Annotated in this window: 19 protein-coding genes; 11 read left to right on the forward strand and 8 right to left on the reverse strand. The window is 48.2% G+C overall.

Annotation, left to right across the window (positions count from 1 at the left end):
• Positions 1-331: 331 nt before the first annotated feature.
• Positions 332-1,981 (reverse strand): energy-dependent translational throttle protein EttA, encoded by a 1,650-nt coding sequence (gene ettA / locus N530_RS0106755; protein WP_026480081.1) that lies wholly within the window; start codon positions 1,979-1,981, stop codon positions 332-334.
• Positions 1,982-2,230: 249 nt separating this feature from the next.
• Here ettA and N530_RS0106760 point away from each other — a divergent pair, with 249 nt between their 5' ends.
• The 3 genes from N530_RS0106760 to N530_RS0106770 all read left to right on the forward strand — a co-directional run bounded on the left by N530_RS0106760 (position 2,231) and on the right by N530_RS0106770 (position 5,261).
• Complete coding sequence (locus N530_RS0106760; RefSeq protein ID WP_026480082.1) at positions 2,231-3,175, forward strand: alpha/beta fold hydrolase; 945 nt, start codon at positions 2,231-2,233, stop codon at positions 3,173-3,175.
• A 99-nt stretch (positions 3,176-3,274) separates the two neighbouring features.
• The gene (locus tag N530_RS0106765; protein WP_026480083.1) at positions 3,275-4,099 is read left to right on the forward strand and encodes a TerC family protein; all 825 of its coding nucleotides are present in this window, start codon (positions 3,275-3,277) and stop codon (positions 4,097-4,099) included.
• Positions 4,092-5,261: a CaiB/BaiF CoA-transferase family protein gene (locus N530_RS0106770; protein ID WP_026480084.1), complete on the forward strand. Its 1,170-nt coding sequence runs from the start codon at positions 4,092-4,094 to the stop codon at positions 5,259-5,261. Before N530_RS0106765 ends, N530_RS0106770 begins: the two co-directional genes overlap by 8 nt.
• Before the next feature lie 101 nt (positions 5,262-5,362).
• Here N530_RS0106770 and hemA read toward each other — a convergent pair whose 3' ends face one another.
• A complete protein-coding gene (gene hemA, locus N530_RS0106775; RefSeq protein WP_026480085.1) occupies positions 5,363-6,580 on the reverse strand; it encodes a 5-aminolevulinate synthase in 1,218 nt (405 codons plus the stop codon).
• Positions 6,581-6,857: 277 nt separating this feature from the next.
• Between hemA and cysG the strand changes: the two genes are divergently transcribed.
• From cysG to N530_RS0106810, 7 genes are all read left to right on the forward strand, one after another.
• A complete protein-coding gene (gene cysG, locus N530_RS0106780) occupies positions 6,858-8,273 on the forward strand; it encodes a siroheme synthase CysG (RefSeq protein ID WP_026480086.1) in 1,416 nt (471 codons plus the stop codon).
• A complete protein-coding gene (locus N530_RS0106785) occupies positions 8,273-8,590 on the forward strand; it encodes a DUF2849 domain-containing protein (RefSeq protein ID WP_026480087.1) in 318 nt (105 codons plus the stop codon). Before cysG ends, N530_RS0106785 begins: the two co-directional genes overlap by 1 nt.
• 2 nt (positions 8,591-8,592) lie before the next feature.
• The gene (locus tag N530_RS0106790; RefSeq protein WP_026480088.1) at positions 8,593-10,263 is read left to right on the forward strand and encodes a nitrite/sulfite reductase; all 1,671 of its coding nucleotides are present in this window, start codon (positions 8,593-8,595) and stop codon (positions 10,261-10,263) included.
• On the forward strand, positions 10,247-10,948 hold the full coding sequence (locus N530_RS0106795; protein ID WP_211097865.1) for a phosphoadenylyl-sulfate reductase: 702 nt from the start codon (positions 10,247-10,249) through the stop codon (positions 10,946-10,948). The genes N530_RS0106790 and N530_RS0106795 overlap by 17 nt, the downstream gene beginning before the upstream one ends.
• The gene (locus tag N530_RS0106800; protein WP_026480090.1) at positions 10,941-11,345 is read left to right on the forward strand and encodes a DUF934 domain-containing protein; all 405 of its coding nucleotides are present in this window, start codon (positions 10,941-10,943) and stop codon (positions 11,343-11,345) included. The genes N530_RS0106795 and N530_RS0106800 overlap by 8 nt, the downstream gene beginning before the upstream one ends.
• A gap of 14 nt (positions 11,346-11,359) precedes the next feature.
• Positions 11,360-12,199, forward strand: coding sequence for a ferredoxin--NADP reductase (locus tag N530_RS0106805; RefSeq protein WP_026480091.1), 840 nt, complete (start codon positions 11,360-11,362; stop codon positions 12,197-12,199).
• Positions 12,200-12,285: 86 nt separating this feature from the next.
• Positions 12,286-13,506: an NAD(P)/FAD-dependent oxidoreductase gene (locus N530_RS0106810; protein ID WP_026480092.1), complete on the forward strand. Its 1,221-nt coding sequence runs from the start codon at positions 12,286-12,288 to the stop codon at positions 13,504-13,506.
• Here N530_RS0106810 and N530_RS17535 read toward each other — a convergent pair.
• The 6 genes from N530_RS17535 to N530_RS0106840 all read right to left on the reverse strand — a co-directional run bounded on the left by N530_RS17535 (position 13,503) and on the right by N530_RS0106840 (position 21,792).
• Positions 13,503-15,527 carry a bifunctional diguanylate cyclase/phosphodiesterase gene (locus N530_RS17535; RefSeq protein WP_051540800.1) on the reverse strand — a complete coding sequence of 675 codons (2,025 nt, stop codon included), beginning with the start codon at positions 15,525-15,527 and terminating at the stop codon, positions 13,503-13,505. The genes N530_RS0106810 and N530_RS17535 overlap by 4 nt on opposite strands.
• A gap of 214 nt (positions 15,528-15,741) precedes the next feature.
• On the reverse strand, positions 15,742-17,049 hold the full coding sequence (gene xylA / locus N530_RS0106820; RefSeq protein ID WP_026480093.1) for a xylose isomerase: 1,308 nt from the start codon (positions 17,047-17,049) through the stop codon (positions 15,742-15,744).
• Positions 17,046-18,482 carry a xylulokinase gene (gene xylB / locus N530_RS0106825; RefSeq protein WP_026480094.1) on the reverse strand — a complete coding sequence of 479 codons (1,437 nt, stop codon included), beginning with the start codon at positions 18,480-18,482 and terminating at the stop codon, positions 17,046-17,048. Before xylB ends, xylA begins: the two co-directional genes overlap by 4 nt.
• A gap of 10 nt (positions 18,483-18,492) precedes the next feature.
• Positions 18,493-19,281: an ATP-binding cassette domain-containing protein gene (locus N530_RS0106830; RefSeq protein ID WP_162150945.1), complete on the reverse strand. Its 789-nt coding sequence runs from the start codon at positions 19,279-19,281 to the stop codon at positions 18,493-18,495.
• A gap of 13 nt (positions 19,282-19,294) precedes the next feature.
• Entirely contained in the window at positions 19,295-20,614 is a 1,320-nt protein-coding gene (locus N530_RS0106835; RefSeq protein WP_026480096.1) for a sugar ABC transporter permease, read from the reverse strand.
• Between the two features lie 146 nt (positions 20,615-20,760).
• Positions 20,761-21,792, reverse strand: coding sequence for a substrate-binding domain-containing protein (locus tag N530_RS0106840; RefSeq protein WP_026480097.1), 1,032 nt, complete (start codon positions 21,790-21,792; stop codon positions 20,761-20,763).
• 205 nt (positions 21,793-21,997) lie between these two features.
• Here N530_RS0106840 and N530_RS0106845 point away from each other — a divergent pair, with 205 nt between their 5' ends.
• Complete coding sequence (locus N530_RS0106845; RefSeq protein ID WP_051540824.1) at positions 21,998-23,263, forward strand: ROK family protein; 1,266 nt, start codon at positions 21,998-22,000, stop codon at positions 23,261-23,263.

The following is a 23,263-nucleotide window of genomic DNA, read 5'->3' on the forward strand; positions in this document are numbered from 1 at the left end:
GCATAGCAGCATTGCAAAATGCTGCATTGCACAATTTCCAACTAAAGCGCATACATCATTTCAACAACAGCGCATAATTCCTCCCAGATGGTGCTGTTGCCAAGGATCAAGCATCCTCCTCCCAGCTTGGTCCAAGAATTACGACCGGACTGCATCCTCCTCCCGCAGTCCGGTCTTTTTCATTTTTAATCCCCCTTTTTTATCGACATTATATTTCTTGTAGCTTCGTGCGACCTTGCATGCGCTTAGCGCTGTTTATCTTTGTGCGTGGCAATAAAAAACCGCCGGCATGAACGAACACACCGGCGGCCAAATCAATCTCTAGGCAGTTTTAACGCGTTAGTTTTTTATAGGTCACGCGTTTCGGATTAACGCTTTCAGGTCCAAGACGGCGAATCTTGTCCTGTTCATAATCTTCAAAGTTACCTTCGAACCATTCAACATGGCTATCGCCTTCGAATGCAAGAATATGCGTCGCCAACCGGTCAAGGAACATACGGTCGTGGCTGATTACGACAGCACAGCCCGCATAGTTTTCCAATGCTTCCTCCAGCGCACCGAGTGTCTCTGTGTCCAGATCGTTGGTCGGCTCATCGAGGAGCAGTACGTTACCGCCAGCTTTGACCATTTTGGCCAAATGCACACGGTTACGCTGACCGCCAGACAATGTGCCTACAGGTTGCTGCTGGTCGCCGCCCTTAAAGTTAAACGCACCGCAATATGCGCGGCTGTTCATCTCATGATTGCCAAGCTTGATGATGTCATTACCGCCGGAGATTTCTTCCCAAACAGTACTTTTACCTGAAAGTGCATCGCGGCTCTGATCAACATAAGAAAGGTTGACCGTGTCACCGATTGTGATTGTGCCACTATCAGGTTGTTCTTGACCGGTAATCATACGGAACAATGTTGATTTACCAGCACCGTTTGGCCCGATAACACCGACGATACCGCCAGGCGGTAATTTGAAAGAGAGGTTATCGATCAAAACGCGGTCGCCATACCCTTTGGTCAGACCTTCAGCTTCAATCACCACATTACCGAGGCGCTCGCCGGCTGGAATAATGATCTGCGCATCGCCAGGTTTGCGATTATTGGCGCTTTCGACCAATTCGTCATAGGCTTTAATACGTGCTTTTGATTTCGCCTGACGTGCTTTGGGTGATGATGCCATCCATTCCTGCTCGCGAGAAAGCGCTTTTTGCTTTGCATCGTCTTCGCGGCCCTCTTGGTGCAAACGCTTGGCTTTTGCTTGAAGGTAGGCTGTGTAGTTGCCTTCATATGGAATGCCGCGGCCGCGGTCCAACTCAAGAATCCACCCTGTCACATTATCAAGGAAGTAACGGTCGTGGGTAATCATTAGGACAGAGCCTGGATATTCTCGCAGGTGCTTTTCCAGCCACGCAATGGTCTCAGCGTCCAAATGGTTGGTTGGCTCGTCGAGCAATAGCATATCAGGCTGGCTCAGAAGCAACTGGCAAAGTGCAACGCGGCGAATTTCACCACCTGACAGCTTTTCAACTGACGCATCGGCTGGCGGGCATCGTAATGCGTCCATTGCCTGTTCGACTTGGCTTTCCAAATCCCAAAGGTTTTGGCTGTCGATCATATCTTGAAGTTTTGAACCCTCATCCGCTGTTTCATCGGAATAGTTCATCATCAGCTCATTATAGCGGTCAAGAATCGCTTTCTTATCCGCCACGCCAAGCATGACATTTTCCATAACGTTCAGATTTGGATCAAGTTGAGGCTCTTGCGGCAAATATCCGCGGGTTGCGCCTTCGGCAATCCAAGCCTCGCCTGTAAATTCATTATCCAGCCCTGCCATAATGCGCATGACTGTGGATTTACCTGCGCCGTTCGGGCCCAAGATACCAATCTTTGCATCACCATAAAATTGCAGGTGAATATTTTCGAGAATTTTCTTTGATCCATAGACCTTATTGAGGCCGGACATGTGATAAATATATTGGCGTGCCATCTTAAATCGGTTCCAAATGCTTTGAAGTTTGGCCGATATCTATGGGAAAATTCCCATCGGGGCAAGGCAAGCATTTGCTTGGCGTTAAACACTGCGCCGACATTTATTCACACGCGCACAAGCAAATGCTTCACGGAATGAACATTATTAAATAGTAGCATTTTTTAGTTATTCACACTCATAGACTTGCATAGGCTTGACTGCAAAAAAAGTGGTGCGCACCTTACCCTAAGGGAGTTCGTCTTAAACATGAATCACTACACATTCGATACGAAAAAAAGAATTGTTAGCGCCTCGGGTGCCGACATAAATTGTTATGTCAAACATGCTGCAAGTGACGCGCGCTGTATTGTTCATATAAATCATGGTCTTGCTGAACATGCTGAGCGCTATGCGCGCTTTGCAACGAAGCTTAGTGAAGCTGGCTGTCATGTTTATGCCCATGATCACCGTGGTCATGGCCTCACAAAAGCAAAAGATGCTCCCCAAGGGGTTTTTTCGCTGGATGGAGATGGCGTAAAAAAAGTAATGCTGGACTGTGCCGCGGTGCAGGAAAATGCCCGTGCTCACCATCCAGATCTTCCGCTCATCATGTTTGGTCATTCTATGGGCGGCTTGATAACGATGAATTATGCGCTTGCGCATGCTGATCGCCTTGCGGGCGCGGCTGTATGGAATTCAAATTTTTCTGGCGGGCTCGCCGGCCGTTTAGCGCAAGGCATATTGCATTATGAGCGCTTTAGGTTGGGTTCAGATGTGCCATCTCGTATATTACCGAAGCTTACCTTTGAGACATGGGGCAAGAAAATCCCCAATCATCGCACTGATTTTGATTGGCTTTCCCATATCGAAAAAGAGGTGGATGCCTATATCGCTGATCCAAACTGCGGATGGAATGCCTCTGTATCAATGTGGCAAGACCTTTTTGACCTGGTCTTCAATGGTAGCCGTGTGCGCGGTGCAAGCAAGAAGACTAAAATACTCCCCATTCAGCTTCTTGGCGGCGGCAAGGATCCCGCAACAGACAATGCGATCGCCACACAAGCCCAATGCAAGCGGCTCAAAGCTGCTGGCTTTACTGCGGTTAAAAAGATTGTTTTCCCCAGCGCAAGACATGAAACTTTAAATGATGAAGATCAGGATGCAGCAACTGAAGCATTTATCGTTTTTTTGCATTCATGTACTGACAAATAGTTCGAGCGCTCTATTTTCCACTGCAATCACGTGAAGCTAGGGTGACGCATCTATAGCCCTCTGCTAATACTGCATCAAAATCTTCTTGGAGAATACGCAATGGAATTGCTTGCCGGTCTATTTACAATAGACAATCTGATTACTTTTCTCATCCTTACCGCACTTGAAACAGTGCTCGGTTTTGACAATTTGCTCTATATTTCACTGGAAGCAAAGAAAGTCGGGGCGCAACACGAAGCCCGTGTACGGCGCTTGGGCATCATTTTAGCGATTGTTCTTCGCATCGTGCTTCTGTTTGTCGTGCTTCAACTGATTAAGGTTTTCCAAGAACCATTTTATACGTTCAATTGGGCTGGCATCGCTGAAGGCGAAGTAAGCGGTCATGCAATCATCGTTTTGGCTGGTGGTGTTTTCTTGATGTACACAGCAATCAAAGAAATCACCCATATGTTGGCTTTAGACGATATGGACCACGATATGGGCAACCGCGCCATGACATCGGTTCGCAAAGCGCTATTCTGGATCGTTGCCATGAACGTTGTCTTCTCGTTCGATACCGTTCTTTCAGCCGTTGCTTTAACTGATCATTTCATCGTTATGGTCGCAGCGATTATTATTTCCGGCATTTTGATGGTTGCTATGGCCGAAACGGTTGCAAACTTCTTGAACCGAAATCGCATGTATGAGGTCGTTGGCCTTTTCGTTCTCTTGCTCGTCGGTATCTTGCTGACGACAGAAGGCGGCCATCTGGCACATCTGAAATTCTTCGGCTTCTCTGTTGAGGCAATGAGCAAAACAACATTCTACTTCGTGCTTGTGACGATGGTTCTGGTTGAAATTGTTCAGGGTCGTTATCAGCGCAAACTCATGGCTGAAAAACAATTGTTGCAACGCAAAACGGGCGCGACAAACATAAATGTCTAAACCGCTTGAAGGTGTGCGCGTTGTTGAATTAGCGCGCGTACTTGCGGGACCGTGGGCAGGTCAATTGCTCGCGGACCTTGGCGCCGACGTCATTAAAATCGAAAACCCTGATGGCGGCGATGAAACCCGCCATTGGGGACCGCCTTTTATAAAAGGTGCAAATGGCGAAGACCTATCGGCGGCCTATTTTCACAGTGCCAATCGCGGTAAACGCTCAGCTGCGCTCGATCTTAAAAACGCCGAACATTTAAACGCGTTAAAAAAACTTATAAGCACGGCAGATGTCGTCATTGAAAATTACAAAGTCGGTGGATTGAAGAAATTCGGCCTCGATTATGAAAGCCTTTCAAAGGCTAATCCCAATCTGGTCTATTGCTCCATTACTGGTTTTGGACAGACCGGCCCTTATGCGCATCGCGCAGGATATGATTTCATTATCCAAGGTATGAGCGGCTTTATGTCTATTACCGGAGAACCGGATGGACAGCCAATGAAGGCCGGCGTTGCAATCACCGATATTCTAACTGGCCTTTATGCTGTATCTGCAATCAACGCAGCGCTGGTTAAATCTCTTAAGCACAACAAGGGTAGCCACATCGATATCGCATTGATGGAGGTGATGGCCGCTTCGCTTGCCAATCAAAATATGAATTACCTTGCGACAGGCAGCGCCCCTGCCCGACTTGGCAATGCGCATCCAAATATTGCGCCTTATCAGGTCATCCCTGTGAAGGATGGGCATATCATTTTAGCCGTCGGCAATGATGGGCAATTTGCACGTCTATGTGAAATTCTAAGAACGCAAGAGCTAGCGCAAAATCCGCTTTTTGCGACGAACCAAAAGCGAGTTGAAAACCGAGATGCTTTAACAATCAGCCTTACAGCGACTACAACCGAATGGGCACGCGATGCGCTGATTGAAGCATGTGAGAATCATGCGGTGCCCGTCGGTGCAATCAATACAATCGAAGACATGTTCAACGATCCACATGTCAAAGCACGCGAACTGCAAATTGCAACATCGCTTGGTGTTCCGGGCGTTCGTTCACCATTTTTGATTGATGGGCAAGTGACATCAAACATCGATACAGCGCCTGCATTGGGAGCAGACACGCAGAGTGTTTTGAATGGATTGGCGCACGGTTGGCCCGCAAGAGATTAAAGTGCTGGTTGAGCAACTTCACAAACTGATTCAACGCAAAGCCATTTAAAGGCATTGCGCTAAATATGAATCATTTGAATCAGTTAGATTGATTGCTTAATTCAGGCGACTTGCCGCGCCAGCGCACATTGCGACCAGAGTTCACTCAGTGAGCTTACCAAATGTGCAATGTCTTCCGGTGAATGGGCAGGTGTTGGCGTAATGCGCAAACGCTCCGTACCAACAGGCACCGTCGGGTAGTTGATTGGCTGAACATAGATGCCATGGCGCTCAAGCAAAATATCGGAAATCCATTTACACTTGGACGCATCGCCCACCATTACCGGAACGATATGGCTCGGATTCGGCATATGCGGAATGCCGCGTTTATCGAAGGCAGCACGAACGGCCGCTACATTACGTTTTTGTGCTTCACGCTCGACGCGGCTTTCTTTCAAATGCTTGATCGAAGCCGTTGCCCCCGCTGCGACCGCTGGCGGCAATGCGGTTGAAAAGATAAAACCAGAAGCAAAAGAGCGCACAAAATCGATCAGGTTTTTTGAGCCTGTGATGTATCCACCCATAACGCCGAACGCCTTGCCGAGCGTTCCTTCAATCACGTCCAAGCGGTGCATGATACCTTCGCGCTCAGCAACGCCGCCGCCGCGCGGGCCATACATGCCAACAGCATGCACTTCATCGATATATTTAAGAGCGCCAAATTTGTCGGCTACATCGCAAATATCTTCAATCGGCGCGATGTCGCCATCCATTGAATAGACGCTTTCAAACGCGACGAGCTTCGGTGCGTTTGGGTCATCCTGCGCCATGAGTTCTTCAAGATGAGCAACATCATTATGACGGAAGATTCGTTTCTCACAGCGTGAATGGCGAATGCCTTCAATCATGGAAGCATGGTTCAATGCATCTGTGTAGCAAATGATGTTTGGAATTTTGGTAAGCAATGTGCCGAGCGCTGCCCAGTTGGACACATAACCAGATGTGAAGATAAGCGCATCTTCCTTGCCGTGAAGATCAGCAAGCTCATTCTCAAGTTTCACATGATAATGGTTCGTGCCGGAAATATTGCGCGTACCGCCTGCTCCGGTGCCGCATTTGTCAATTGCTTCATGCATAGCCGCAGTTACAGACGCGTGCTGGCCCATGCCTAAATAGTCGTTCGAGCACCAAACCGTTACTTCATGCGTCGTGCCGTCTTCGCGGTGGCGCAACGCCTTTGGAAACGCACCAGCTTTACGCTCAAGATCAGCAAATACACGGTAATTGCCAGCTTCAACTAAGCCAGCAAGTTTATCGGCAAAAAAGCGATTAAAATCCAAAACTCTAACCCTTCGTCCGCAACACTTAAAATACCAGCGCCGCTCTCATACAATTTTCTCAAACTTTCTATAACGGGCTAAGACAAAAATTGGAATAGTTCGAAACTGACCGATTGTCGCAACCTGTGAAAAAGCAAACACAGTCAATCAAGCATTCGTGAACGTGTTTCCCGCCCGAAAAAACAATTATTCCCAAGATGCTTCATAAATTGGAATTCCATTTCTTATACACGCCGATGCGAAACCCTATTTTCAGGACTACTGAAAAGGAAAGCCTATGCGTCATTTTCCAATATTTTTAAATGTAGTCGGTCGCCGCATTATTGTTTCAGGCGCAGGTGAATGTGCAATCGCAAAACTGCGCCTACTGCTTAAGACCGAGGCTCATATTATAGTGTTTGGTCTTGAAGCAGAAGATCAGGTTCGTGCTTGGGCTTCAACAGGCAAATTAACGTTGGTCGAGCGCGCGCTTGAAATTGGCGACGCAGACGGCGCAGCGATGCTTTATGCAGCCAATGAAGATGACATTGAAGATGCACGCGTTGCCAAGATCGGCCACGATGCAGGCGCACTTATAAATATCGTCGACAATCTGGAAGATAGCGAATTCATCACGCCGGCAATTGTTGACCGCGACCCTGTAACAATTGCAATCGGTACGGAAGGTGCTGCACCCGTACTCGCACGGCGCATCAAGGCAGACATTGAAGAGCGCCTCCCTGCGTCGCTCGGCATTCTCGCACGCATTGGTCAGGCATTTCGTGGCCGCGCCGATATGTTGCCGCAAGGACGTATTCGTCGTGACTTTTGGAGCCGTTACTATGAGGGCGCAGGCGATGCGGCGCTTCAAACGGGCGGCGAAAAAGCCGTTAATGATGCACTCAACGATTTATTGACTGACGCCATCGAAACCCGTCCGCGCGAAGGCCATGTTTCTTTGATTGGTACAGGTCCAGGTGATCCAGAACTATTGACCTTGAAAGCACGCCGCCTTTTGCACGAAGCAGATGTCGTTTTGCATGACCAACTCGTACCGCAAGCGATTCTTGAATTAGCTCGCCGCGAAGCGATTGTGATTGAAGTTGGCAAAAAAGGGTACGGCCCTTCTTGGAAACAAGATGACATCAACGCGTTGATGATTAAGCATGCTGCCAAGGGTGCACAGGTCGCACGCTTGAAATCCGGTGATCCTGCGATCTTTGGCCGTCTTGATGAAGAACTTGATGCGCTCGATGAAGCAGCGATCTCTTTTGATATTGTGCCGGGCATAACATCAGCTTCTGCTGCTGCGGCAACGATTGGAACATCATTGACACGGCGCGGACGCAACTCAGCATTACGCATCCTCACTGGCCGTGAGGTCGAAGGCTTTGCCGAGCATGATTGGCGTGATCTAGCCAAACAAGATTCAGTCGCTGCGATTTACATGGGTGTACGCGCTGCTCATTTTCTGCGCGGCCGCCTGTTGATGCATGGCGCTCACTCTGAAACGCCTGTGACAGCGATTGAGAATGTATCACGCAGCGATCAGAAAATCATATCCACAACGCTGGCAAAACTGCCGGACACACTCAACGCCGCTTCAATCACAGGGCCTGCTATTATTTTATATGGCCTTTGTCCGCGCGATGCTGTTGCCGCATCCGTAACGCTTGAAGATGCACCCGAACTATATTCTGCAGGAGCGCTGTAATGGCCCGCAATTTTGTACCGCAAATCATCACTGCCAATGATCTTTTTGAAGGCGATGTAATCTATCTCAAAGCAGACGGAACTTGGGCACGCGATATTGCTGAAGCGCATATCGCTGACTCGGTTGAACAGGTTGAAACCATGCTTAAGATTGCAAATGGCCAACAGGGTTCTATCGTTGGTGCCTATGCTATGAAGATTGAAATCGACGCTGATGGCAAACCTGCGCCCGATCATTTTCGCGAAGAGTTTCGCACCCGCGGCCCGTCCAATTACTTTCACGGCAAGCAAGCCGACACCAAACAAATCGGAGCGTAATTATGTACGCATATTCAGAGTTCGATGAAACATTTGTGCGCAACCGTGTTGCGCAATTTCGCAGTCAAGTTGAGCGTCGCATCGACGGCTCGCTCACAGAGGACGAGTTCAAGCCGCTGCGTTTGATGAATGGCCTTTATCTGCAATTGCACGCTTATATGCTGCGTGTTGCTGTGCCTTACGGTACGCTAAACTCACGCCAAATGAATCAGTTAGCCTATATTGCTGACAAATGGGATAAGGGTTACGGCCACTTTACCACACGTCAAAACATTCAGTTCAACTGGCCTAAACTGCGTGATGTTCCAGAAATTTTGGAAGCGCTTGCTGATGTTCAAATGCATGCAATCCAAACATCGGGAAATTGTATCCGCAATGTTACTGCTGACCATTTTTCAGGTGCAGCGGCAGATGAGATCGAAGACCCGCGCCCGACTGCGGAACTGCTTCGCCAGTGGTCAACCGACCATCCTGAGTTTCAGTTTTTGCCGCGCAAATTCAAGATTGCGATCACAGGCGCTCCCAATGACCGAGCTGTAACGAAGGCCCACGATATTGGTTTGCGCATGGTGCGCAATGAATCCGGTGATCCTGGTTATGAAGTGATTGTCGGCGGCGGTCTTGGCCGTACACCAATGGTTGGTAAGACCATGCGTGAATTTCTGCCTAAGGCTGATTTGCTGCCTTATCTGGAAGCAATTTTACGCGTCTATAATTTGAATGGACGCCGCGATAACAAATATAAAGCGCGTATCAAAATTCTGGTTCACGAGACTGGCACTGATGAAATCAGAGCGCTGATTGAAGAAGCGTTTATCGAGCAGAAGAAGTTCTTCCAAGCGCCGCCAGCCGCATTGATCGAAGGCCTAGAAGCTGCCTTTGCACCACCGCTTTTTGACAATACGCAATCGCTCGCATTCGATCATGCGCAAATTGAAAATGCTGCGTTCCGCTCATTTGTGGAAACCAATGTGGCAGAGCACAAGAATCCTGCCTATGGCATTATCTCTGTCTCGCTCAAACCTGTTGGTGGCACACCGGGTGATGCAACATCAGACCAGATGCGTGTTCTTGCTGAACTGGCACTTAAATACGGTCATGATGAACTGCGCGTTAGCCATGAGCAGAATATTATTCTTCCTCATGTGCGCAAGGCAGACATTCCGGCGGTTTATGCCGCACTTAAGGAAGCTGGTTTAGGAACGGCTAATATCGGCCTTCTGTCTGATATTATCGCCTGCCCCGGCATGGATTATTGCGCACTGGCAACAGCACGTTCTATTCCAATTGCGCAAGAGATTGCGGTTCGTTTTGATGAGTTAAAACTCGAACGTGAGATTGGCCCGCTGAAAATTAAAATATCAGGCTGTATCAATGCTTGTGGTCACCACCATGTTGGTCATATCGGTATTTTGGGACTGGATAAGGCTGGCGTTGAAAACTACCAAATTACGCTGGGCGGCGATGGTACTGAAACAGCGACCATTGGCGAGCGCACTGGTCCAGGTTTTGCTGTTGAAGACCTTATTCCTGCCATAGAAGCTATTATTCAAACCTATCTCGACATTCGCGAAGCTGCAGATGAAACATTTTTGCAAGCCTACCGCCGTGTCGGTGCTGCCCCTTTTAAGGCAGCAATTTATAAGGATGAAACAAATGCCCGCGCTGCATGATCTACAAGAAAAAGCGATCGATCTTCTTGGTGATGCGTTCATCACAAAGAAGCACGGCAAAATTACTGCGGTATCTTCATTTGGTGCAGAATCATCGGTGCTTTTGCACCTTTTGTCCCGCGTCGACAAAGCCGCACCGGTTTTGTTCATCGACACACGCATGCTGTTTGAAGAGACGCTTCAATATAAGGCTGATCTTATACACCATCTTGGCCTTACCAATGTTCAAACAATCTCACCTTCTTCACAGACGATCAGAGAAAAAGATGTTTGGGGCCGTATGCACAAAGACAATGCAGATAAATGCTGCGATTTTCGCAAAACATCTGTTCTTGCAGAAGCCATCAAAGATTATGACGGCTGGATAACAGGACGCAAACGCTTTCAAGCTTTCACACGCAGCACCATTGCTCCTGTTGAAACAACGGCTGAAGGCAAAATTAAAATCAATCCTCTTGCCGATTGGGCGCCTGAAGATTTGTCTGAATATATGGAGTGGTTTGATTTGCCGCGCCATCCATTGGTCAATCACGGCTATGCATCAATTGGTTGCGCAACCTGTACTTCGCCCATTAAAGCTGGAGAAGATGCGCGTTCAGGCCGTTGGCGCGGTATGAACAAGGTTGAATGTGGAATTCATTTCGAGAACGGAAGCGCCGTTCGGGAAAGCAAGCAAAATGTCTGAAGAACAAGAATTTATCATCGTTACGGACCAAGGCTTTCTTGGCACGCAAAATAATAGCAATGCTGTTCTTACTCTTGAAAACACAGCCGATGCGAATGAAGTCGTCCAACATTTGAGCGGCGTTGAGCGTATTGATGTTGTCTTCCCCTCATTTGCTGATGGTCGCGGCTTTTCGCTTGCTATGGATTTACGCCGTGCAGGCTATAAAGGCCCGCTTCGCGCTGTCGGCCGTTTGATTGCCGATCAATATGCACATGCACGGCGGTGCGGGTTCAATGATGTTGCAATTTCTGCGGCCGATGCCGAGCGCCAACCTGAAAATCAGTGGCTCGAGCAGGTAGGACGTATCGACACAACTTATCAAACACGATTGCAACAAGCTGCATTAGCTGTTTAAGAGAGTTTATGACCATGAATGATATGACACCCATCGCCGAGAAATCTGCGGCGCTACTGCCTGACGGGCAGACCGTTACCGAAGTGAAGCACTACACGGATCGACTTTTCTCTTTCCGTTTAACGCGGCCGCAATCGCTGCGTTTCCGCTCTGGTGAGTTTGTTATGATCGGCTTGATGGGCGAGCCTGTTGGCGACAAGCCTGCGCGTCCAATTTTGAGAGCCTATTCTATTGCTTCCCCATCATGGGATGAAGAATTAGAATTTTATTCCATTAAGGTTCCAGATGGACCGCTGACGTCAAAGCTACAAAAGATCAAAGTTGGCGATCAGGTTATCTTGAAAACGAAACCTGTTGGCACGCTTGTTGTTGACGCGCTACTGCCGGGCAAACGCCTTTATATGCTTGCCACGGGCACTGGTATTGCCCCCTTTGCCTCGCTCATTCGCGACCCAGAAGTGTATGAAAAATTCGATCAAGTTATTCTGACGCATACGTGCCGCGAAAATGCTGAACTAACTTATGGCAAGGAACTCGTCGAAAATCTGCGCAATGATCCGCTGATCGGCGAGATGGTTGAAGGTAAGCTTATTTATTACCCTACGACAACGCGTGAGCAGTCGGACAATATGGGCCGTGTGACGGACAAAATTCGCTCCGGTGAAATTTTTGCTGAAATTGGTGTACCGGCTTTCAACGCAGAAGAAGATCGCGTGATGATCTGCGGCTCGATGGGACTTAATATTGAAATTAAGGAACTCCTAGAGGCTGCAGGAATGGAAGAAGGCGCAAACTCTAAGCCTGGGCATTTTGTTGTTGAAAAGGCATTTGTTGGCGAGCCAGAAAACGCCTAAATGAGAAGTGACACAATCGTGCCTTTTACATAATAAAGAAAAGCGGTACGCAGGTGCCGCTTTTACTTTTTTAAGGACGTAGCAATTTGTCAAATCAGATCATCATCGTAGGTGGTAGCCATGCTGCCATTTCTGTTGCAGATAATTTGCGCAAGCTAAATTTTGACGGCGCGATTAAAATCATCACTGCTGAAAGTAACCTACCTTATCAGCGCCCGCCTTTATCCAAAGCCTATATGTCTGGTGATATGACACTTGATCGGCTGCATTTGCGCCCCGCACAATGGTACACTGACAACAATATTGATCTCATTTTAAGCACCTGTGCCACTGCCATTGATCGCGGCAACAAGCAGTTACAGCTCGAAGGTGGCACATCTGTTGCCTATGACACGCTTGTGTTGGCGACTGGCGCTGAGGCGCGCAAATTACCTGCTGAAATGGGCGGCGCGCTCGACAATGTGCATGTCATGCGCGACCTTAAAGATGCAGATACTTTAATGGCAAAAATGATTTCGGGCAAAAAACTCGTGGTTATTGGCGGTGGCTATATTGGTCTAGAAGCTGCAGCCGAAGCTTCAAAGAAAGGACTGTCGGTGACCGTTCTGGAAGCTGCGCCGCGTATTTTGCAACGTGTCGCATGCGCTGAGACCGCAAACACATTCCGTGCATTACACCAAAGCCATAGCGTGAAAATTCTGGAAAATGTGAGTATTTCTAAAATTCGCGATGATGGGAATGGCGCTTGTAACGGTGTTGTTCTTGCCGATGGTCAAGTGATTGACGCAGACATTGTTATTACCGGCATCGGCATTATACCGAATATGGAATTGGCCATTGCTGCTGAACTTGAAACAGATGCAGGCATCATAGTTAATGCGTATGGCCGCACAAATGACCCTGATATTTATGCCTGCGGCGATGTTGCTCTACTGCCATTTGAAGAACAGCCAACGCGTCTCGAATCTGTTCAAAATGCCCATGATCAAGGGGCAATTGTAGCCAGTAATATTGTGGGCTTGAATAAAGCCTACCACCCGGAACCGTGGTTCTGGTCAGATCAGTATGACATGAAATTACAGATTGCCGGCCTCAACCGCGGTTATGATAATGTGGTTATTAGAACTGGAAAGCGCGAAGGAAGTGTTTCGCATTTCTACTTCTCAAACGGCAAATTCATTGCGGTTGACTGCATGAATGATGCGGCAACTTACGCCATGTCTAAGCGTATCCTTGCTTCTGGCGCAACACTGACTGCGGCGATGGCGTCGGATCAAAGCTTTGTTTTAAAGTCGCTTTTATCTTAAGCGACTTTTTCCACTGTTCTGACACCATCTTGGGCTGAACCACGATCTAATGCGTAATTCATCATAAAATCCATGAAGAGTGCTTGCGGCATAGGCTTGCCGCAGAAATATCCCTGCATTTCGTCGCAACCTTCTGAACGTAGAAAATCAATATGACTTTCCTGCTCGACACCTTCAGCGACGATACGCAAGTTCAAATTCTGCCCTAGCCCAATACATGTACGAATAACGGATTTCAGCTGCTCGCGCTTATCCATATCCATAATAAAAGAGCGATCGATTTTCAGCTTATCAAATGGGAACGATATCAACGATGACAGGGACGAGAAGCCCGTACCAAAATCGTCCATTGCCAAGCCAACGCCAAGATTTTTAATGCCGCGCAACACATGGAGCGCATGCTCGAAATCTTCAATGAGAACCGTTTCGGTTATTTCTAGTTCCAGACGTCTTGCTGGAAAGCCTGTCTCAAGCAAGATCGTTTGTATGTCATTGACGAGGTCTGTGTGACGCACCTGTACCGCAGAAATGTTCACGGCGACTTTGATGTCCGCTTTCCATTCACGGCCAAGCTGGCAGGCTTTACGTAAAATAAGCTTGCCAAGATCTTCAATCAGCCCGCAATCTTCAGCGATTTTGATGAATATATCAGGGCGAATTGGGCCATCTTCTGGGTGTATCCAACGCGCCAATGCTTCACAGCCAATGAGGTTGCCGCTGCTGAGGTCAAATTGCGGCTGGAAGAAAACATCTAACTGTTCTTCGCGGATAGCAGATTGCAAATCATTTGTAAGGCGGCGTTGTTCACGCACCGCTTCATCTAAGCCTGAATCGTAGTACTCTACTCTTGGACCGTCCTTTGCCTTTGCACGATACATCGCAATATCAGAGTATGACAAAAGGTCTTGAGCCGTTTGAGCGTGTTTGGGGAAGCTTGCCACACCAATACTGACGCTCATATTAAGCCTACGGCCGTCGACCATGATATTGTTTTCAAGCTGCGCAAAAATACGGTCTTCTAGCTTTTCTGTTCGGTCATCGTCACCATCATGCAGCTGGATAGCAATGAACTCATCACCGCCGATTCTTGCCAGATAATCACCCTGAGCACATGCGTTTTGAAAAAGCGCCGATAGTTTTACTAACAACGCATCGCCAAAAGGATGGCCGTAAATATCATTGTAACTTTTGAATTTATCCAGATCGATATTGAGCAGGCTGAAGTTCTTACCGGAACGTATGGTCTCTTCTAGTTTTTCTGTGAAAGCCAACCGGTTTGGCAGGCCTGTCATAGAGCAGGTTTTAGCTTGGTGAGCTGCTTTTTCTTCAGCAAGTTCGCGCTGTCGTAGCGCGCTCAAATGTTCAGAAATATCATGCAGCATGATCACACTTCGCCCATCGGGCAAGTGAGTGACTTTTTTCTCATGCTTGGTTTTTTCGACCAAACTTGACTGCTCTGCTTCAGATACCTGTGTTGCAAACTCTGCAACGGCATCATGACTTTCAAGTAAAGCTGAATTTAATTTTGCGATTGCTAGGAATTCTGGATTCCAAATTTGCGGCGTCCCCACAGTATCGACAACGCAAATTGCAGCTTTAACATTAGACAGTACGGAGGAGAATAATTCTTGGCGGCGCGCATTGGCAATCGCATAGCGGATTGCACGTTCAATCAAAGGTCCGTTGATATCTGCTTTGCTAAGATAATCAGAAGCCCCCGCAGCAAGCGCCTTATCGTCGAGTTCACGTTGTGAAACTCCCGTAAGCAAAATAATAGGTGTCGATAGGCCTTTGCTGCGAATTTGTTTGATTAAATCAATTCCCGTCAGCGCACCCATTCGGTAATCAGTTAGGATGACATCAAAGCTTTTCCGCTCCAGAATTTTAAGGGCAACAAGCGGATCATTGGCGATTGTGATTTTATATTCTTCATCAGAAATATCACTCAGCGCATCGCGGATGATGAAAACATCATCTGGATCATCATCAACCATCAAAATAGATTTTACCGGTTTCAGCACGGAACATCTCCTATCATCGTGCTAAATTGCCTCGCAAAGACAAATAAACCCTGAAGATGGATGCGTTATCCCGAACAGCAAACAAATGCGGTTAATGCGGCATTAAAAAATTAGCTAAAATTTCCCCATTGAAGGCACAAATAATGGAAAAGGCCGCACGAGTAATTTCAACTCATGCGGCCCAACATTACTTATATTTAGGGTGTTTTGACGCTTACATGAAGCGGTTAACGAGGTTTTCAAGGCGTTCTTGCTTGCCTGAACGAGGTTCAGGATTGACATCACCACCGCGAACATATTCTTCGATGCTTTCAAGCGAATGACCGCCTTCCAACATCTTTTTGGCTTCTGGTTCATTCCAGCCAGCGTAACGCGCGTTACGCTCTTGCTCTAATTTACCATTCTCAAACATTGCAGCGGCTTTCTTAAAGCCCAATGCACACACATCCATTGCGCCCACATGACCCGCGATCAGATCAACTGGATCGAGACTCTGACGGCGTAGTTTAGCATCAAAGTTCGTGCCGCCTGTTTTAAATCCGCCCGCCTTGATGACTTCGTAATAGGCAAGCGCGATTTCAGGTACATTGTTCGGGAACTGGTCCGTATCCCAGCCAGACTGGTAATCATTGCGGTTCATATCGATTGAGCCAAAAATGCCGAGCGCTGCTGCCATCGCAAGTTCATGTTCAAAAGAATGGCCTGCAAGAATTGCATGGCCCTGCTCGATATTCATTTGAACTTCGTTCTCAAGTCCAAACTCTTTTAAGAACCCATATACGGTAGCAACATCATAATCATATTGATGCTTCGTTGGCTCTTGCGGTTTTGGCTCAATAAGAATTGCGCCTTTGAAGCCGATTTTATGTTTGTAATCGACAGCCATCTGCAACATGCGGCCTGCTTGTGCGCGTTCTTGTTTCAGATCGGTGTTGAGCAGCGTTTCATAGCCTTCACGGCCGCCCCAAAGAACATAGTTCTCACCGCCAAGCTTTAGCGTTGCGTCCATACATGTTTTGATCGTAGCTGCTGAATAAGCAAAGACCTCAGGATCAGGGTTTGTTGCGGCACCTGACATGAAACGGCGATGGGAGAACAGGTTCGCAGTGCCCCAAAGAAGTTTGGTCTCTGCGGTTTCCATTTTGGTGCCGATGTAATCAACCATCTCTTCCAGATTGCGCGTGTTTTCGGCAAAGTTGTCGCCTTCTGGGCGCATGTCAGCATCGTGGAAACAAAAATAAGGCTGACCGATAATTTTGAACATATCGAAAGCAACGTCAGCTTTTAGCTTTGCTTTGTCCATTGTGCTGCCAAACCAAGGACGATCAAATGTTCGGCCACCGAAAGGATCTCCACCTTCCCATGCAAAGCTATGCCAATAGGCGACGGCAAAACGCAAATGATCTTCCATGCGTTTGCCCATAACAATCTCGTTGGCATCGTAATGACGATAACAAAGCTCGCTGTCGCTATCAGGGCCTTCATATTCTACAGCGTCAATACCTTTGAAAAAGTCGGTCATGTTAGATTCCTTATAGATTTGTAAGCTTCGCGGTAGCGCTGGTGCGCATCAGCAAAGGCATTCGATAATTGAAGATTAGGAGTGATCGTTTTGGCAACCTGAGGGCGTGTCACAATATCTGTACTTGCACCTGCGGCCATCATGCCCAAACGGGCAGCCCCCAGCGCACCGCCGAAATCGCCAGCAACCGGCACATCGATTGGCATTTGAAGTGACGTTGCAATCGCAGATAGCCAGTAATCAGATTTAGAACCGCCGCCCACCGCCATGATGCGATCAATTTTGGTGCCCGTTGATGTGAGTGCGTCGAAACTATCGCGAAACGCATGAACCACACCTTCAAGCACAGCGCGCGTTCCTGCAGCCGTATCTGTTGCATGTTCCAAGCCTATGAATGCGCCGCGCACAGCTGCATCATTATGCGGCGTACGTTCGCCTCCTAAGTAAGGCATAAACAATGTCTTGCTCGGCGCCTCAAGTTCACCAAGCGCTTTGGTCAGCTGCGTAGCGTCCTGTCCAACAAGCTTTGCATACCAATTAAGCGAATCTGTTGCTGACAATATCACGCCCATTTGGTGCCAAGTTTTCGGCAATGCATGGCAAAATGTGTGGACTGCAGAAGCAGCATCCGGTGCATAACCATCGCTTGCAGCAAATAAAACACCCGATGTGCCAAGCGATACAAATGCGTCACCTGCTTTTGCGACACCAACGCCGATGCCTGACGCAGCATTATCGCCGCCGCCGCCTGCTACAACCACGCTTTGGGTAATGCCATATTTTTGGCAAAGCACAGATCTAAGCGTACCAGAGACTTCATTGCCTTCAACAAGGCTCGGCATCTGGTCGCGGGTTAAACCTGTTTTTTGCAACAAACTGTTAGACCAGTCACGCTTGCCCGTATCTAGCCAGCTTGTGCCAGCTGCATCTGACATTTCGGCAACGTGCCCACCTGTCAGCCATAAGCGTAAGTAATCTTTCGGAAGCAGAACTTTTGCAATCTGATTGAAAATTTCAGGTTCATTGTTCCTTACCCAAGCGACCTTGGGTGCTGTAAAGCCAGGGAAAACAATATTGCCGGACACGCTGCGAAATTCAGCATCGATGTCCATTTCAGCCGCTTCAACATGGCTGCGCGTATCATTCCACAAGGTGCAAGGCCGCAAAACCTTGTCGTTCTTATCGATCAACGTTGCGCCATGCATATGGCCACTCAAGCCAATTGACACCAATTTTGACAAATCAGTCTTTTGGGCCAATGCATCAAAAACGCTTTCTGCGCCTTTAATCCACTCGGCTGGGTCTTGTTCGGACCAGCCGTCTTGTGGGCGTGACACAGCCATTGGAGCTGTTGCCTCAGCGATAATCTTTTGATTATCGTCGATCAACAGCCCTTTTATGCTTGAAGTGCCAAGGTCTAATCCAAGATGCATAATGTGCTCCTTATTCTTGGATTGCACCTGGACCTGGAATGGCACCAGGAGGGCATTTTCCAAGAATGATCATTCCAAGCACTTCATCCTTGGTCACATCACCTGTTTTTGCGGTGCCAACCATTTGCCCGTTTTTCATCACAGCAACACGGTCAGCAAGATCGAACACATCTTCAATGTCATGGCTGATAAGGAAGATGCCGATACCATCTTTCTTCAATTGCTTAATCAACTCACCAACTTGCGCCGTTTCTTGCGGTCCAAGTGCAGCCGTTGGTTCATCCATAATCAGAATGCGTGCATTGAAAAGAATGGCACGAGCGATCGCCACAGATTGGCGCTGACCGCCTGATAATTGTTTGACCGGATCCTTAAAACGCTGAAAATTCGGGTTCAAACGCCCCATAACTTTTCGCGCTTCGGCTTCCATGCCCACATCATCCAATGTTCCCCAGCGCGTGAGCATTTCACGGCCTAAGAACAAATTGGCTGCAGCATCCACATTATCGGCAAGTGCGAGCGTCTGGTAAATCGTCTCGATACCATAGTCTTTCGCATCACGCGGATTGGCGATTGCCGCCTTTTCTCCGCGCACATAAATATCGCCTGCATCACGTTTATATGCACCGGAGAGAATTTTAATCAGTGTCGATTTTCCTGCACCGTTGTGCCCAAGCAAAGCCACAACTTCACCAGGAAACAAATCGACTGAAGCCTGATCAACCGCTTTAATACCGCCGAATGATATCGAAATATCACGAAGATCAATAAGCGCAGTTTGTTTTTCTTGCTGTTCCATCATCGTTCCCCAATTATTGTGCGCGTTTGCGGTACATTGTGTCGACCCAAACGGCGACAACAAGAACTGAACCAACAACGATCTGCTGCACTGCTGCGTCAAACCCGATCAAGACCATGCCAGCTTGAAGGCTCTGCATAACGACCGCTCCGAGAATGGCGCCGTAAATCGTTCCAACACCACCGGCAAAGGATGTGCCGCCAATAACGGCCGCGGCGATTACATAAAGCTCATCAAGTGTTCCAAGGTTACCAGAAGCAGAGTTCAACCTTGCGCTGGCAACCACGGCGGATAGACCGCTCAAGAAGCCCATGAGTGCAAAGATTTTCACTGTCACCCAGCGCGTATTGATACCAGCAAGTTCTGCGGCTTCAGGATTGCCGCCGATAGCAAAGACGTAGCGACCGAACCGAGTACGGGTGGTCAAAAATGTCATGGCCAATCCGACAAGGATCAAGATCAAAACAGGAATTGCAAAACCGTGTGAGATGAAGAGACCTCCATCCGGCACCTCGATATTATTCGCCGCTGCATATTGGCGTACAATACCGCGCGGCCAAGGATATGCATTGACGAGCATCACAAACCCAAGGATCAATCCACAGCCAACAACACCCAAGAATGTGTCAGCCCAAACTGGACGTAATGGAAACTGAAAACGCTTGCGTTGTTTGCGGCCAGAAAGCAGCATAAAAACCACGCCTAATGAGGCGATAATGCCGAGCACCCAGCTCCATGTAGACCCTACCGCTCCGTAAGGACCGCCGCCCAGCAGTGCAAAGGTTGAATCCATCGGTGCAATTGTTTCGCCGCGCGTAATCAAGAAGGTCGCGCCGCGCCAAACCAAAAGGCCGCCAAGCGTTACGATGAAAGCGGGTATGCCACGATAGGCAATTAACCAGCCATGAAAAGCGCCAACAAGTGTGCCGACCAACAAGCCGACAGCAATTGCGATAAGCCATATGGCAGGATGCCCAAGTCCGAGAATATCTGGCAAGATATTGACCTGCGTCACCGCCATCATCATCGCCGCAAAGCCAAGAATTGAGCCGACCGAGAGGTCAATGTGGCGCGTAACAATAACGAGAACCATGCCCGTTGCCATGATACCGATGGATGATGTCTGAACCGACAAATTCCATAAGTTACGCGGTGTTATGAACGCGGCAAAACCGTTGACGATACCGCCATAAAGGTGGAAGCCAAGCCAGATAAGGACGAGAGCACCGATCATGCCCAGCAATCTGCTGTCTATTTCTGTGGCTTTTAAAAAGCGTTTCACAGGTCCGGTACGAGCATCATCGGACAAGTGTTCTAAATTAGGGCTTACCATAATTTCCTCCTGATGTGGATCATCAGTTACCGCAGGTTGTGCGGCTTAAAACATCGAAAATAATATAAATTCTTTGGGCCTTTTGAACCAAAGCCCGCCGAAAATCGGCGGACTTTGTCAATATTAGGCAAGTTAACGTGCGCTAATTAGCAGCCGTTAACACCGTCGACAGCGCCTTCGCAGACTTTGTCTTTGGCAATGTGGCCAGCATCAATAACAGCATTAATGTTGTCTTTTGTTATTGGTGTTGGTGCAAGGAAAATCGCGTTCATTTCAATGCCTTTCGATCCACCTGACCATACGACTGCATCAGGAATATCAGACATCTCTTTTCCGTCAGCAAGCATTGCAGCAATGTTGCCGGCTGCTTTACCAAGTTGGCGTGCATCTTTCCATACAGACACAACCTGTGTGCCGCGAGCAACGCGGTTAAGCGCAGCATGGTCACCATCTTGGCCACCAACTGGAACGTTCATGCCCTGTGCCTGCAACGCTGCAATAGCGCCGCCTGCCATGCCATCATTTTCAGCAAGAACAGCATCTACTTTGTTGTCGTTCGCTGTAAGGATCTGCTCCATATTTTTCTGAGCGTTGTCTGGCTTCCAACCATCAGTGAAAGCTTCACCAACAACTGTGATTTTACCAGCTTCAACGTCCGGACCAATCACTTCCATCATGCCTTCAAGCAAGAAGAGTGCGTTCGGATCGCCCTTGTCGCCTTTGATGATTGCGTAATTGCCTTCAGGCTGAACAGCTTTAACGCTTTCAGCGATGATACGGCCAACACCTTTGTTGTCGAAAGTCAGGTAGAAAGCACGTTCGTCTTCAACAAGACGGTCATAACCAAGAACAGGAATACCTTCAGCAGCAGCTGCATCAACAGCTGCGCCAACGGCGCCTGAGTCAACGGATAGAATAACGAGTGCATCAGCACCCTGCGCGATTAAGCTTTCAACATCAGTAAGCTGTTTAGCTGCAGATGCTTGAGCGTCGGCAGAGATATACTCATCGCCATTTTCTTCGATGGCAGCTTTCATCGCTGCTTCATCTGTTTTCCAGCGCTCTTCTTGGAAATTTGACCAGCTTACGCCAATCTTTTTACCTTCAGCCATAGCCGCTGTTGAAACAGATGCCATTGCCACAGCAGCGAAAGCTGCCACAGAGATAAATTTACGCATTTTATAAATCCTCCCGAGATTAATACGCCATGCCTGGCCGCCTCGATAACTACACCGAGTGTACCAACATCATGGATTTATTTTTTTCAGTTGTCAAAAAATAAATTGACCATTTTTCGAATTAAGTGATAAATATTAATCACAAATGGGAGGCTTCTGGGATTTTAGGCGTTTTATTCGCCGCTTAATTTCAGTTGATGAATTAATGTTGCAGCACAACAATAACACCGAACACATTCAAGGCGTCGGGCCGCTTATTGCGCAATCGTCCGATATAAGCCGAACTTTAAAGCAGCAAATATTTGAACATGTTCGCGGCGCAGGCCTGTGTGCGCGCGTTGATATTTCAAGCAGCCTGCGCATTAGTCCCGCCAGTGTAACCGCACTCGTCAATGAACTTATACAGGCTGGTTTTGTACATGAAGTGACAACACCGCCGCGTGAAGGCGAGCCTATCCGTGGGCGGCCACCTGTTTCTATCGCTATTCGTAAAGACGCTTTCTTTGTCGCAGGCATCAAAACCAACGACAAAACGCACACTGCGGTCATCATGGACTTTGCAGGCAACATGTTGGGCTCGGCCGACATCGCTCACAACAGTGCATCACGCGGCGCAAATGACATATTAAAAGAGATCAATGATGTTCTGCAGATGGCACTTAAAGAGAGCGGCATAAAACAATCCCAACTTTCAGCCATTGGCATGGGACTTCCTGGCTTGATCGATTGCGCTGCTGGCAAAGTTATTTGGTCACCCATGCTCGATCAACAAAACATTGCTCTTGCAGCTATGGCCAGCGAAGTTTTGAATTGCCCTGTCTTTATAGACAATGACACCAATCTCGTCACACTAGCCGAACTTTGGTTTGGCAAAGGGCGCACGGTTTCTGACTTCGCAGTTGTTACCATTGAGCACGGCATAGGCATGGGGCTTGTCGTCAACCATAGAATTTACCGCGGTGCACATGGTGTGGGCATGGAGCTTGGCCACACAAAAGTGCAGCTTGATGGCGCATTGTGCCGATGTGGCCAGCGTGGATGCCTTGAGGCCTATGTCGCTGACTATGCACTTGTGCGTGAAGCCTCAACTGCGCTCACTTTGGACCCCAGTGAAATGGGCGATATCAGTTTGATTCTAGATAGGCTTTTTGAGGAAGCCAAAAACGGCCATGAAGCTGCGACGACAATTTTCAAACGTGCTGGCCGCTACCTTGCGACTGGCCTTGCCAATGTCGTCAATCTTTTCGACCCAAGCTTAGTCATTCTATCCGGTGCTCGCATGCAATATGACTTTCTATACGAGGATGAAGTGTTGCAGGAAATGGAGCGCCAAACGCTGGATTGGCAACGCACGAGGCCAGATATTGAAGTTCACACTTGGGGTGACCTACTCTGGGCACAGGGCGCTGCAGCACTTGCACTTTCTGAGCTAACCGAAACATTGCTTAGCGCAACGAGCACCAATCAATAG

The organism is Ahrensia sp. 13_GOM-1096m, from assembly GCF_000620605.1.
GTDB classification, from domain to species: domain Bacteria; phylum Pseudomonadota; class Alphaproteobacteria; order Rhizobiales; family Rhizobiaceae; genus Ahrensia; species Ahrensia kielensis.

Excerpts from the sequence above, each read along its gene's own strand:
- ettA (WP_026480081.1), bottom strand. The coding sequence starts at position 1,981 with ATGGCACGCCAATATATTTATCACATGTCCGGCCTCAATAAGGTCTAT.
- N530_RS0106760 (WP_026480082.1), top strand. The coding sequence starts at position 2,231 with ATGAATCACTACACATTCGATACGAAAAAAAGAATTGTTAGCGCCTCG.
- N530_RS0106765 (WP_026480083.1), top strand. The coding sequence starts at position 3,275 with ATGGAATTGCTTGCCGGTCTATTTACAATAGACAATCTGATTACTTTT.
- N530_RS0106770 (WP_026480084.1), top strand. The coding sequence starts at position 4,092 with ATGTCTAAACCGCTTGAAGGTGTGCGCGTTGTTGAATTAGCGCGCGTA.
- cysG (WP_026480086.1), top strand. The coding sequence starts at position 6,858 with ATGCGTCATTTTCCAATATTTTTAAATGTAGTCGGTCGCCGCATTATT.
- N530_RS0106785 (WP_026480087.1), top strand. The coding sequence starts at position 8,273 with ATGGCCCGCAATTTTGTACCGCAAATCATCACTGCCAATGATCTTTTT.
- N530_RS0106790 (WP_026480088.1), top strand. The coding sequence starts at position 8,593 with ATGTACGCATATTCAGAGTTCGATGAAACATTTGTGCGCAACCGTGTT.
- N530_RS0106795 (WP_211097865.1), top strand. The coding sequence starts at position 10,247 with ATGCCCGCGCTGCATGATCTACAAGAAAAAGCGATCGATCTTCTTGGT.
- N530_RS0106800 (WP_026480090.1), top strand. The coding sequence starts at position 10,941 with ATGTCTGAAGAACAAGAATTTATCATCGTTACGGACCAAGGCTTTCTT.
- N530_RS0106805 (WP_026480091.1), top strand. The coding sequence starts at position 11,360 with ATGAATGATATGACACCCATCGCCGAGAAATCTGCGGCGCTACTGCCT.
- xylA (WP_026480093.1), bottom strand. The coding sequence starts at position 17,049 with ATGACCGACTTTTTCAAAGGTATTGACGCTGTAGAATATGAAGGCCCT.
- xylB (WP_026480094.1), bottom strand. The coding sequence starts at position 18,482 with ATGCATCTTGGATTAGACCTTGGCACTTCAAGCATAAAAGGGCTGTTG.
- N530_RS0106830 (WP_162150945.1), bottom strand. The coding sequence starts at position 19,281 with ATGGAACAGCAAGAAAAACAAACTGCGCTTATTGATCTTCGTGATATT.
- N530_RS0106835 (WP_026480096.1), bottom strand. The coding sequence starts at position 20,614 with ATGGTAAGCCCTAATTTAGAACACTTGTCCGATGATGCTCGTACCGGA.
- N530_RS0106840 (WP_026480097.1), bottom strand. The coding sequence starts at position 21,792 with ATGCGTAAATTTATCTCTGTGGCAGCTTTCGCTGCTGTGGCAATGGCA.
- N530_RS0106845 (WP_051540824.1), top strand. The coding sequence starts at position 21,998 with ATGTTGCAGCACAACAATAACACCGAACACATTCAAGGCGTCGGGCCG.